8 protein-coding genes and 1 pseudogene are annotated in these 12,487 nt (G+C 69.1%); 6 read left to right on the top strand and 3 right to left on the bottom strand.

Annotated features, from left to right (window positions below):
* Nucleotides 1–15: 15 nt before the first annotated feature.
* Nucleotides 16–1,008 (bottom strand): tRNA dihydrouridine synthase DusB, encoded by a 993-nt coding sequence (dusB, locus tag ACIQ7H_RS07660; RefSeq protein ID WP_395790041.1) that lies wholly within the window; start codon nucleotides 1,006–1,008, stop codon nucleotides 16–18.
* A 178-nt stretch (nucleotides 1,009–1,186) separates the two neighbouring features.
* Between dusB and ACIQ7H_RS07655 the strand changes: the two genes are divergently transcribed.
* Nucleotides 1,187–2,359: a cystathionine gamma-synthase gene (locus tag ACIQ7H_RS07655; RefSeq protein WP_395790039.1), complete on the top strand. Its 1,173-nt coding sequence runs from the start codon at nucleotides 1,187–1,189 to the stop codon at nucleotides 2,357–2,359.
* A 65-nt stretch (nucleotides 2,360–2,424) separates the two neighbouring features.
* On the opposite strand, the gene ACIQ7H_RS07650 is transcribed toward ACIQ7H_RS07655, so the two are convergent.
* Entirely contained in the window at nucleotides 2,425–4,419 is a 1,995-nt protein-coding gene (locus ACIQ7H_RS07650; RefSeq protein WP_395790037.1) for a VTT domain-containing protein, read from the bottom strand.
* 2,154 nt (nucleotides 4,420–6,573) lie between these two features.
* Nucleotides 6,574–6,786, bottom strand: a pseudogene (locus ACIQ7H_RS07645) (transcriptional regulator); the annotation flags it as partial.
* 320 nt (nucleotides 6,787–7,106) lie between these two features.
* On the opposite strand from ACIQ7H_RS07645, the gene ACIQ7H_RS07640 reads away from it, so the two are divergent.
* From ACIQ7H_RS07640 to ACIQ7H_RS07620, 5 genes are all read left to right on the top strand, one after another.
* Nucleotides 7,107–8,441 (top strand): hypothetical protein, encoded by a 1,335-nt coding sequence (locus ACIQ7H_RS07640; RefSeq protein WP_395790035.1) that lies wholly within the window; start codon nucleotides 7,107–7,109, stop codon nucleotides 8,439–8,441.
* 363 nt (nucleotides 8,442–8,804) lie between these two features.
* A complete protein-coding gene (locus ACIQ7H_RS07635) occupies nucleotides 8,805–9,854 on the top strand; it encodes a type 1 glutamine amidotransferase domain-containing protein (protein WP_395790033.1) in 1,050 nt (349 codons plus the stop codon).
* Nucleotides 9,847–10,542, top strand: a complete 696-nt coding sequence (locus ACIQ7H_RS07630) for a response regulator transcription factor (protein ID WP_395790031.1) — start codon at nucleotides 9,847–9,849, stop codon at nucleotides 10,540–10,542. The genes ACIQ7H_RS07635 and ACIQ7H_RS07630 overlap by 8 nt, the downstream gene beginning before the upstream one ends.
* Nucleotides 10,539–11,744 carry a sensor histidine kinase gene (locus ACIQ7H_RS07625; protein WP_395790029.1) on the top strand — a complete coding sequence of 402 codons (1,206 nt, stop codon included), beginning with the start codon at nucleotides 10,539–10,541 and terminating at the stop codon, nucleotides 11,742–11,744. The genes ACIQ7H_RS07630 and ACIQ7H_RS07625 overlap by 4 nt, the downstream gene beginning before the upstream one ends.
* 157 nt (nucleotides 11,745–11,901) lie before the next feature.
* The gene (locus ACIQ7H_RS07620; protein ID WP_395790027.1) at nucleotides 11,902–12,483 is read left to right on the top strand and encodes a class I SAM-dependent methyltransferase; all 582 of its coding nucleotides are present in this window, start codon (nucleotides 11,902–11,904) and stop codon (nucleotides 12,481–12,483) included.
* The last annotated feature ends 4 nt before the right edge of the window (nucleotides 12,484–12,487 follow it).

Raw genomic sequence — 12,487 nt, 5'->3', positions numbered from 1 at the left:
GGTCCGGTGCTTCGTTCAGGCGGCCTGCGGCCAGTTCATCCCGGCCGCGCGGGCCTCGAACCATTCGCAGCTCAGCGCATATTGCAGCTCGGCCGTCGTCGCTGTGTTGACGCGGTTACGAAACACTTCTCCATCCGGCGCCTCCTTCGCGTACCAGCCCAGATGTTTGCGCGCGATGCGCAGGCCCTGGGCCTCGCCGTAGAACGCGTACAGCGCCTGCAGATGGCCGAGCAGAATATCGCGCACCTCGGTCAGCGGCGGCGCGGGCAGCGCCTCGCCATGCTGCAGAAAATGCGCGACTTCGCGAAAGATCCACGGTCGCCCCTGCGCCGCGCGGCCGAGCATCACCGCATCGGCGCCGGTCAGCCGCAGCACCTCGGCGGCCTTCTGGGGCGTGTCGATATCGCCATTGGCCAGCACCGGAATCCGCAGCCGCGACTTGATCTCGGCGATGGTCGCGTACTCGGCCTCGCCCTGGTAAAGATCCTCGCGAGTGCGGCCATGCACGGCCAGCGCCCGGATGCCCGCGGCCTCGGCGATTCGGGCGATCTCAAGGCCGTTGCGGTGGGCGCGGGCCCAGCCGGTGCGGATCTTCAGGGTCACCGGTACTTCGACCGCGCGCACCACGGCGTCGAGGATGCGCCCGACCAAGGCTTCGTCGCGCATCAGTGCCGAGCCGGCCCAGGCGCTGCACACCTTCTTCGCCGGGCAGCCCATGTTGATGTCGATGATCTGCGCGCCCTGATCGACGTTGTGGCGCGCCGCATTGGCGAGCTGTTCGGGCTCGGTGCCGGCGATCTGCACCGAGATCGGCTCCGGCTCACCGGCGTGGTCCATCCGCTGCTGTGACTTGCGGGTGTTCCACAGTTTGGGATCCGAATGGGTCATTTCGGACACCGCCAAGCCGGCGCCCAGCCGTTTGCAAAGCATCCGGAACGCTTTGTCGGTGACGCCGGCCATCGGGGCGAGCACCACGGGCGGGTCGATGCGGTAGGGGCCGATCTGCATGGGCGCGAGTGTAAACGCAGGCTGCGTTCGAGTCCGTCGCTGCGACCGCGCCGGAGACGTCAACAGGCGGCTGTGCCGCCGCGCGACTCCGGCCGACACGCAGGGGCAACGCCGCCGCGATGCTAGAGTTGCGCCCCGCGCCGCAGACCGCGGCGGCCCCCTTCCAGTGCAGATCCCCATGAGCCACGACGCTTCCGCCCGCCCGGGCCTCGGTACGCTTGCAATCCATGCCGGCCAGTCGCCGGACCCGACCACCGGCGCGGTGATGACGCCGATCTACGCCACCTCGACCTATGTCCAGCGCAGCCCCGGCGACCATCAGGGCTTCGAGTATTCGCGCAGCCACAACCCGACTCGGTTCGCCTACGAGGCCTGCGTCGCCGCACTCGAGAACGGCCGCCGCGGCTATGCCTTCGCCTCGGGCCTCGCCGCGACCTCGACCGCGCTGGAAGTGCTTGATTCCGGCAGCCATGTGCTGTGCATGGATGATGTCTACGGCGGCACCTACCGATTGTTCGAGCGGGTGCGCCGGCGTTCGGCGGGTCTCGATTTCAGCTTCGTCGACTTGAACGATATCGACGCCGTGGCCGCGGCGGTGCGCCCGAACACCAAGTTGATCTGGTGCGAAACCCCAACCAACCCGATGCTGAAGCTGGTCGATATCGCGCGGCTGGCGGAGTTCGCCCGCGCCCGAGGCATCCTGCTTGCGGTGGACAACACCTTCTGCAGCCCGATCCTGCAGCGGCCGCTGGAGCTGGGCGCGGATCTGGTGATGCACTCGGCCACCAAGTATCTGAACGGCCACAGCGACATCGTCGGCGGCATGCTGGTGGTCGGGGCCAACGCGGAGCTTGAGGAGAAGCTCACCTTCCTGCAGAACGCCATCGGCAGCGTGCAGGGGCCGTTCGACAGCTTCCTCGCCATGCGCGGCCTGAAGACCCTGCACCTGCGCATGCGCGCCCACTGCGAGAACGCCCTGGCGCTGGCGCAGTGGCTGCAGAACCATCCCAAGGTCAGCAAGGTGATCTATCCGGGTCTCGAGTCGCACCCCCAGCACGCGCTGGCGAAGACCCAGATGCACGGCTTCGGCGGCATGCTCAGCGTGGTGCTGAACACCGACCTCGCCGGCACCCGGCGGATGATGGAGCGCTGCAAGTTGTTTGCTCTGGCCGAATCCCTGGGCGGCGTCGAGAGCCTGATCAACCATCCGGCGATCATGACCCACGCATCCGTCCCGCCCGAGAACCGGGCCCGCCTGGGCATCGACGACAACCTGGTGCGGCTGAGCGTCGGCGTCGAAGACCTGGCCGATCTGCGTGCCGAGCTGGAGGCCGCGCTGGCCGCGATCTGACGGGCGGCGATCTGATCGGGCTTTGCCTGCACCTCCGAGCTGATCCGGTTCGGAGGTGCTGGACATCAAGGTGCCGGTTCGGGCTCCCGCAGGCGCAGCACTGAACCCACTGCGGGCACCTGCAATGCGGCGGTGTCGGCCGTCAACACCGCGCTGGGTGCCTCCAGACCGGACTGCACCGACCAATAGCGCACGAAGCCATCACCGCGGCTGGAGAAACGCAGGGTGTGTACGCTGCCCAGCCACAGCGGTGTGTCGCCCGGCACCAGCGCATAGGGGGCAGGCCACAGCCGCAGCACCACCCGCTCAGCGGGATCGGCACCAGCCTTGCCGAGCAGCAGATGCTCGGCGTGGCCGCGGTGGGTGGCGGGCATGATTGGCAGGGTTTCCGCGCTGGCGTTCTCGTCCAGCATGCGCAGCAGCCCGCGCCAGTCGCCGGGTTCGATCACCTGCCAGCCCTGCGCCTGCAGCTGCGCTGACAGCGCCGCCGGATCGCCTGCGAACTGCACGTTCAACGGCCAGGCATCGCGGTCACGCAGTTCATTGCGCCGCTGCGGCAGGTCCAGTGTGGGGTCGCCGCTGAGCCAACGCTGGGCGTCGATCGCGCTGCGCTGCAGCGGTGGGTCGAATGTCTCGACCGTTTGTGCTGCGCGATGCACGGCCAAGCTTGCCGTCATCAGCGCCAAGCTGCCGAAGAACAGCCAGGCGACCGGCTTGACCCAGAACGCACGCGCGGTGCGGCGCCGATAGGCGATGCCGAGTGCGGTGGTCCACAGCAGGCCGAGGAATCCGCCGGCAAGCACGTCGGACAGCCAGTGCGCGCCGAGGTAGAGGCGTGAGAAGCCCAGCAGCCCGACCAGCAGCGCACCGACCACATAGGGCCAGACGCGATTGCGGCCCGGCAGCTCGCGTGCGATCAGCACCGCGAAAAAGCCGTAGACAGTGGTCGCCAGGGTCACTTCCATCGCCGGGAAGCTGTAGCCGGCCACCGCAGTGGCGGCGGGTGGCTTGGGCAGGTCGATCAGCCAGCCGAGCGCGAAGCTGATCACGGCGCCCACCGCAGGCGCGAGCAGCCAGTGCCAGGCCGCGATCCGCTGCCGGCGCCAGCTCAGCCAAGCGAACACCAGGGTCACCGGCAGCAATAGCAGCAGTGGATCGCCGAGGCTGGCCAGCACGCCCATCAGCGGATCGGCCAGCGGATGTCGCAGCCCGAACATCGCGGCGTTGAAGCCGAGGTCCAGCCGCGAGGGCGCCGAACCACCGCCCACCGAAGCCAGAATCAAAAAGAAGCCCCAGCCGCCCAGGATCAGCGCCAGCGACAGCACCAGCAGTGCCGGCGATTCACGCCCGCGCGGGTCGATCAATGCCTCCGAATAGCGGCCCATCACCGGATGCCGGTGCGACCACGCCAGCCAGCGGCCGAGCAGGCCTTCCGCGCGTGGGCCGAGCCAGCGCCACAGATAGAACACGATCGCCCAGATCGCCGCGATCAGCAGCAACAGCAGGCCGATCACGATCGCCAGCCGCCCCGCCACCGCTGCCACCAGATCCAGCGAGGCGCCAAACACCCAGCCGGGCGCCAGGAAGGCCAGCGCCCAAAGCACGGCAGCAAGCCCGGTCGCGAAGCAGTAGCGCAGCGCAGGCATCTGCAGCATGCCGGCGATGGCCGGAATGAAGGGCCGGATCGCGCCCACAAAGCGGCCGATCAACAGGCTCTTGATACCGTGGCGACGGAATGACACATCGCCACGCTGCAGCCACTCGGGATGCTGGGCGAACGGCCAGCGCAGCTTGAGCGAGTCGCCGTAGCGGCGCCCGGCCAGGTAGCTGACGCCGTCGCCGCAGAACGCGCCGGCGGCAGCGCAGGCCACCGCATAGGCGCCGTCGATGTGGCCCAGTCCGATCAGGGTGCCGACCGCAAACAGGATCGGCGCTGCCGGCACCGCGACGCCGATGATCAACAGGGCATCGCAGAAGGCGACCAGAAAAATCACCGCGCCCGCCGCCACCGGGTGGCGGGCGATCCATTCCAGCAGTGCGTCCCAGCGGATCCAATCCATGTGCGGATTGTAGTGTGGTGCTTCGCGATCCGCGGACATTCTCCGCGAGTCGATGTGCGGGGCCGGCAAGGCACGACGACGAGGCATGACAGCGCGATGGCGAGGACGAGCAACGCCGCCAGACCCGCAAAGACGCCGCTGATACGTTCGCCGGATTGCGAAGCGTCACGCTCGGCGTCGGCGCGTGCCAATGCTCGCTGGTGCGGGAGAACGCCCTGTCTGCTGCTCCAGCAGTGCGTGGCGCAACCGTCCCGTATCGACGCACTGATCGCCGTGAGCATGCGCGCTTGCGCCGATTTCGGACGCTGCGGTGTCTTGTCAGCGTGGTGCGGGCGCCGGCACACGCATCAGTTCGATCTCGACTTTGAGCAGGCGGCCAAAAATCAGATCGAGGCGCTCGCCCGGCCGGGCAGCCAGAGATTCCGGGCGCGCGCCGAAGTTCGACATCAGTGCCTCGGGCGCGCTTCCATCACTCGTCGACGAGAGGATCTGACCGCCGTGTTCCGGGCTGTAGTAGAGCAGGCGATCCTGCTGCAGGGTCCACGGTGATCCCGCCACCACCGAGCGGTCGACGCCGGCTGTCGCCTGCAGCAGCGGACGCAGTTGGACGCCGGGCTCGCCGCCCAGCTGGAACGCCAGCTGGCTTGAGCTGGCCTCGAATGCACTCACGCCTGTGCTTCCCTCAACGTCTTCCTCGTGCGCGCCGTGGCGCACCCTCAGGCTGCGCTGTTCGTTCCGGCGCACAGCGAAGATGTAGGTGTCGTCGGCCAGCTGCTGGACCTCTTCGGCCTCCTGCAGGCCTGTCGGCAGCGGCAGCAGGCGGGCGCTGTCCGGATCGACGCGGACCGCATCGATGCCGTGCTCGTCGTAGCGGGTCAGCCACAGCGAGCGGCCGTCCGCACTCCAGCGTGGCCGGGTCCATGCGCGGGCCGCGGGCAGTGGCAGGGCGATGTCGGCGCCGGTCTCCAGATCCAGCAGCCAGATGCCGCCGTAGCCGCTGCGATTGCTGACGTAGGCCAGCCTGCGTCCGTCCGGCGCCAGCGCGGGCTGGCCGTCAAAGCGCAGCGAGTGGGTCAGGCGCACAGCGTTGGCGTTGCCCGTGCGCCGCCACAGCGGGGTCTCGTAGCGCCGCTGTTCGAACACCCATTCGCCGCGCACGCTGATGTCGAGACTGCTCGCCCCGCGCGCACCGAGCAGGCGGCTGGCGCCGCTGCGAAGGTCCACCGCCAGCAGCGCCGGGCTGCCGAAGGCATTGCTGGCAACGATCAGGTCGGCGGAGTGGGGATCGAACGCCAGCCCGGAAATGCCGTCGTCATTGCGGCTGAGTTTGCGCTCGACGCCCTGTTCAAGCAGCCAGACGGCGCGCTGCCCCGGGTGCCCGCGCAGAAACGCGATGCGGCCGTCGGCCGCCCGGCGCGGGTGGCTGTCGCTGCAGTTCGCGCAGCCAGGGCGGGTCAGCGATTGCGCATCCGCGCGGTCGGTCCAGCGGCGCTGCAGCGCGCCATCCGGGCCGGTCAGCAGTACGCTGCCGCCGGGTTCGGCTTCGAGGCCGAGGCTGGCGTCGTGACAGCTGCCGAGCGCGCGCTCCGGGCCATTCGGCAGAACATACTCGCGCAGATCGCAGCCGGTGTCGGTGCGCGCGAGGTAGTACACCGAACGCCCGTCGACCGCGAACACCGCACTGCGCGGCGCGCTGCTGGTCAGCGGCAGGGTTTGTAGCGGCCGGCCGCTGGCATCCGAGATGCGCAGGGTGGAGGTGCTGCCATCGGCGCTGTGGTCCAGCCACAGCACCTGCGTGCCGTCGCTGGAGAATCGTGGTTGGCCGATCCTGCCGCCGGTGCTGATGAAGCTCTCCGCCTGCGCCAGGCGCTGGGCGGTCGTGCCCACGACGCGCTGTGGCAGCAGCAGCCATGCCGCTGCAAGCAGCGTGATCAGCATCAGCAGGCCGCCGACTGTTGGCCGAATTTGCCATCGCCGCGGGTTCGTGCCGCCGGCCTCGGCGACCCGGCTCGGTGCTGGGGGAACGGCTTCGGGGCGGGCGGTGGACTCTGCCTTGAACTCCGAAGTTGCTGCTGTGGGCCGCTCGTCGGCCGCGTCGGCAGGTGAGGGCCGCGAACGGGCTCCGCGTCGCACCGGCACCAGCAGGCGGTATCCGGTCTTGTGCAGGGTTTCTATATAGGCCGGCTGACGTGCATCGTCCTCCAGCAGACGCCGCAGCTGCGCGACCGCGCGCGACAACACCTCATCGGCCACGGCGCGACGCTGCCAAACGCGCTCGATCAGCGCCTCGCGGCTCCAGCTTTCACCCTCGCGCTCGGCCAGCGCCTGCAGCAGTTCAACCTGCTGCCGGGTCAGCCGCTTTTCCATATCGCCGCGGCGCAGCCGATGCAGGCTGGCGTCCAATTCCCAGTCACCGATCCACAGCACGGCCTTGCCGTCATCGGCGTCGTCTGGCGCCCGGCCGAGCGCTGGCGCAGCGGATGCAGGCGGGATCCGTTGTGGATCATCAGGGGGCGTACGCATCCCGCGCACGGTAGCAGCTGCGGGGCGATCAACAAGCCCGCACCCGCATGCGTCTCCCGACGGCTGCTCAGGGAGGAAAAAAGGAGAAGTAAGCGGGAGCGAAATCAGGCGGTTAGCGCGCGGCATCCGCAGGCTTGCCGCTCCCAATCCACGGAGTGCAGGCGATGAAACCGAACCACACAGCGGCGCTGTTCCTCTTGGCGCTGTGCGCGCCCTGGGGTTCTCTGGACGCCCAGGACTGCCCGCGCGTATTGGTCAGTGGTTTCGAGTCCACGGTGCACATCTACAGCGGTTGCACCGGCGAACACATGCGCAACCTCGACCCCACGACCCGTCTGGCGGGGGCTCAGGCCATCCGCGTGCACCAGGGGCATGTCTATGTGATCGCCGAGGCACTCGGCCGGGTGGAGCGCTATCGGGCGGACACCCTGGAGCATGTCGATACGCCCTACACCACGGAGGCCGATTCGGGCATCACCGGTATCAGCTTTGATGCCGCGGGCGCCGCCTACGTCGGCCGCTACACCCGAAACGATGTGATTCGTTTCGCCGGCCCGGGGGCGAGCCCGACCACCGCGCTTGCCGCCGGAGCGGGCGGTCTGCGTGGTCCCGACAACGGCCTGGTGACCGGTCCGGACGGCTGGATCTACGTACCGGGGTTCGACAGCAACAGCGTGCTGCGCTTTGATCCTGTCAGCGGCCAATCCTCCGTGTTCATCAGTGGTGGCAGCGGTGGCTTGCGGCGCACCCGCGGCCTGCTGTTCGAGCCCGATGGAGGCCTGCTGGTCACCAGCGAGGGCAGCAACCAGATCCTCCGCTACCGCGCCGACGGCAGTTTCGACCGGGTCTTCACCAATCTGGGCGCGGGCTACCGCCCGACGGGAATCGACCGACTCGATTCACAGACCCTGCTGGTCACCGGCTTCGGACGCAACCGCGTCACCCGGGTGAATGCCGTCAGCGGCGCGGTCGGCACGGACCTGGTTGCAGCGGGCACGGGTGGGCTGGTCGGAGCCACCTTTCTGACCGTGCTGCCGCCACCGCCCGCCGGCCCCGATCTCAGCCACGTGGGCAGCCAATACTGGGTGGTCGGCGCGGGCTCGGCCGTGGCCGGCCGGCTGGTGATCGAGGACATGCAGAGCGCCACCGGCACGGCGTTTGGCAGCGTCTTCGATGCCGCCGCGGTGCAACGCCGCCGCTGGGGTCGCCTGCAGATCGAGTTCAGCGAATGCAGCCGCGGTCAGCTCAGCTGGGATTCCACCGGCGAAAACTCCGCGCGTTTCGGACGCGGCGGCTACACCCTCCAGCGCCTGCTGCCGAATGCCGGCTCCGTCCGCTGCGATGCACAGGGTCTCGCCAGCCAGGTCGATCCGGCCTGGATGGCCGGGGTCTGGTACGGCGGCGGCGCGCGCTCAGGCGAGGGCCTGTTCATCGATGTTTCCAGCGACCGCGTGGTGTCAGTCGCATTCTTCACCCATCGGCCGGCGGTGTCCGAGTAAGGCGCGGGCGTTCGTTCGTCGTTGTCGGGAATCGGGAATCGGGAATCGGGAATCGGGAATCGGGAATCGGGAATCGGGAATCGGGATTCGGGATTCGGGATTCGGGATTGCGGTGCGCGGGCGATGGGCGGCGGAAGCGGCGGCTCAAGCCCTGCCTTCGATCGAGTCGACGCGCGAATGCATCGAACAAGAACGCGTAGTCCTCGTCGACGCGATCCACCTCCGCGACTGCGCCCGTTCCCGCGCAAGTGCTCAAGCTCTGGATCCCGAATCCCGAATCCCGATTCCCAGCCTCTAAAGCTTGAGCCCCGCTTGAGACGCTGCCCGCACGCTCGTGCTTTCCGTCGATCAGGGGCATGAAGCATGTGGCGCAAGACTTGGCTGCGTTGGGTTGTGGGGCTGGCCGCGCTGCCGGTGCTGCTGGCGTTGGGCCTGTGGATCTGGTGGGCCGGCATTGATTTCAGCCACAGCGGCGGCGATCCGCAGGCGCAGCGTGCGGATCTTGGCTGGCTGCCGGCGCTGCCCTCGCCCCCACGCGGCCGCATTCTGGCGGTGGTCACCAGTGCCGAGCGCCTGCTCGATGGCCGAGGCAAGGCGGGCTACGAGCTGACCGAACTGTCTCGCGCCTGGTGGGTGTTCGAGGGCGCAGGCTACGCGGTGGAGTTGGCCAGCCCGGCCGGCGGCGCGGCGCCCAAGGTGGTGGACGATGGCTTGGTCGATGCCGACTACGCCTTTCTCAACGACCCGAGCACTCGGTCCGCCATCGCCAGCACCCAGCGTCTGGATGACGTGGATGCGTTGCGCTACGACGCCGTCTACATCGTCGGCGGCAAGGGCGCGATGCTCGACCTGCACCGCCATCCGGCGCTGCAGCGCATCCTGGCCCAGGTCCATGCGCGCGGCGGCGTGATCGCCGCGGTCTGCCACGGGCCCGCGGCGCTGCTGGACGTCGAGATCGAACCCGGTCGGACGCTGCTGCAGGGCCGTCGGGTCACCGGTTTCAGCAATGCCGAAGAGCGCTTCCTCATGCAGGAGCCCGTGCAGTTGCTGGGCTTTCTGCTGCAGGATGCGCTGGCCGATGAGGCCGAATTCAGCGAAGGGCCGATGTACCTCGAACACGTCGTCAGCGATGGGCGGATCCTCACCGGCCAGAACCCCTGGTCGACCTGGGCATTGGCCGAGGCGATGGTGCGTGCGCTCGGCGCCACGCCTGCGCCGCGCCCGCGCAGCCCGGAAGAACACGCCGTCGATCTGCTGCAGCGCCTGCACGCCGAAGGATTTGATGCGGCACGCGCGGCCAAGCCGGCGCTGCCCGCAGTCGACAACCAGCTGCTGCTGATGCACGGCGTGGTCGCGGCGATGCGCGGCGAGTACACGCGCATGCTCGAATTGATGAGGTTGACGCGTGCCTGAGGCCGCGCCCGAGCGCCTGCACGTGCTGCTGGTCGAGGACGATCTCGACATCGCGGCCGGCCTGGTCGACTACTTTGGGGCCCGCGGCATCGAGGTCGAGCATGCGTTCAACGCGCGCGAGGCGCGGGCGCGGCTGCTGGAGGGTCGCTTCGATCTGTGGCTGTTCGATGTGCAGCTGCCCGGCGAGGATGGCTTGAGCCTGTGCCGGCGCTTGAAGGCCGCCAGCGACGACAGCGCGCCGGTGCTGTTTCTGACCGCGCGCGGCGCACTTGTAGACCGGCTGGCCGGCTTCGAGGCCGGCGCGATCGATTACGTCGTCAAACCCTTCGAGCCGGCCGAACTGGTGGCGCGCGTGTATGCGCTGGCCAGGCATCTGCCGGCACGCGCCGGCGGCTGGATCGAGGCCGCGGGTTGGCGGCTGGACCCACAGCGCGGGCTGCTGCAGCGCGATGGGCAACAGCTGCAGCTGGGTGCATCGGCGACGCGACTGCTGAAGTGCCTGATGCAGGCCAGCCCCGGCTGCGTCAGCCGCGCCGAACTGGGCGAAGCGGTGTGGGGCACGCCCGGCGAAGACGATGATCTGCGCACGCATCTCTACGCGCTGCGCCGCAGTCTGCGCGAAAGCTTCGGTGAGGCGCCGATCCACAGCGAGCGCGGACTGGGGGTGCGTTTCGGAGGGCCGGCATGAGGCAGCGCTCGTTGAAGCGCGTGCTGGGCCTGCAGTGGGCGCTGTTCGGCGGCGCCCTGCTGCTGGGCCTCTGCACGATCGCCGCGGTGGCCCTGTTCGTGCTGGAAGACAGTTTCATCGACGCGCGCCTGCTCGCCGCCGAACGTGCGCTTGCCGGCGAGCGCGAGCCGCTGCCGCAGGTGCAGCTGAAGCGCCTGCACGAGTTCCCTCAGCATATGCATGCGCGCCTGGCGGTGCTCGCACCGGGCGCGCTGCGAGAGTTCTGGCTGGATACCGCCCGCTACGTGCATGTGCGCGTGCAGAAACCCGATGCACTCGGCTCGCGCTTTCTGGTACTCGAGGCGCAGGACGAACTTCGCGTCACCACCGGCCTGTGGCGTGCGGCGCCGGTTCTGGTTGTGCTGCTTGCGCTGCTGCTTGTGCACGCCGCCTGGCTGGCGCGACGCTTCGTCGGTCGCATCGAGGGCGCCGCGGCCGGCCTGCTCGAAGCCTTGGAACGCGAACCCGGCGCTGCCTCGCTGCGTGCGGCCGCCGATGCGCAGCCGGTGGCCGAGTTCCAGCGTTTCGGCCATGCACTGGCGGACTCGCTGGACGCGCGTCTGGCCGCGCTGAAGCGCGAAGAGGACACCCTGCGCTTTCTCGCCCACGAGCTGCGCACCCCCTTGCAGAGCGCGCGCTTGGCCTTCGCGGGATTGAACGCGCAGGCGGCGCCCGCAGCGGCAGCGCGCTTGAGCCGCGCCCTGCAGCGGCTGGAGCGGGCCAGCGCCGCCGTGCTGTGGCTGGGCGAGTCGACTCCAGCGATGGAACCGCAGGAACTGACGCCGACCTTGCGCGCGCTGGCGGATGAGTTCGAGCCCTTGGCCGCGCGTCGGAATCAGCGCATCAGCATCGAAGCCGATGCCGAGCTCAGCTGGCGCCTTCCGCTGGCGGCGATCGAGGCGGTGCTGGGCAACGTGCTGATGAATGCGATCCAGCATGGCGCACCGGGCGCGATCCGGATTGTTCTGGACGGCAGCGGAATCGCCCTGCACAACCGCTGCGAACTCGACGACGCGCGGTCGGGGTTCGGTCTGGGTCTTGAGCTGGCGCGCCGCCTGCTGGCGCGGATCGGCTGGGTGCTGCAGCTTGAGCGCAGCGATGGCGATCAGATCTGCGTGCGTCTGGCAGCAGCGCCGTCGCCGCCCGTCGACCCTGACTGCTAGCGCACAGGCCCGGGCTGACGGTCGCGCTGGTGTTCTCGCTCACGCGTCCCGCCCGCGCCACAGGCGGAGCTGCGATCCGGCAAGTTGAGCTTCGCTTGAACAATGGTGTGCAGGCTGGATTCGCCGCGAGCTGCGCGGCGACATGCAAGGAACGCAGATGACCGATACGGATGACGCGCTTGCCGCCAGCGACTGGCGCCTGTTTCTCGCCCGCTGGCTACGGCAGCCGCTGACGGTGGGGGCGGTGGCACCTTCCAGCCGGTTCCTGGCGCGCGCGATGCTGCGTGCGGCCGAACCGGTGCAGGGTCCGGTGCTGGAGCTTGGTGCCGGCACCGGCGTGTTTACCCGCGGCCTTATTGCAAGCGGCCTGTCGCTGGACCAGCTCATCGTAGTGGAGCGCATTCCGGCGTTTGCCGCCGCCTTGCGCGCCCGCTTTCCGGGCCTGCGCCTGATCGAGGGCGATGCCGCGGCGCTGACGCCATCGGCGCTGGACGCGCCGGTCGCGCGCATCGTGTCCGGCCTGCCGCTGCGGGCGATGGATGCGCTCGTCATAGAACGCATTCTGCAAGCTGCTTTCGACTGCGCGCAGCCGCAGGCGCGCTTCGTGCAGTTCAGCTACGGGCTGCGCTGTCCCGTGCCTACGCCCATTCGCGAGCGGCTCGGGTTGCACGCGCAACGCGTCGCCTGGGTGGCACGCAACCTGCCACCGGCCAGCGTTTGGTCATTGCGTCGGGTGTAGCGAC

The organism is Aquimonas sp., assembly GCF_044377145.1.
GTDB lineage: Bacteria > Pseudomonadota > Gammaproteobacteria > Xanthomonadales > Xanthomonadaceae > Aquimonas.
This window is presented reverse-complemented; position numbering and strand designations above follow the sequence as displayed.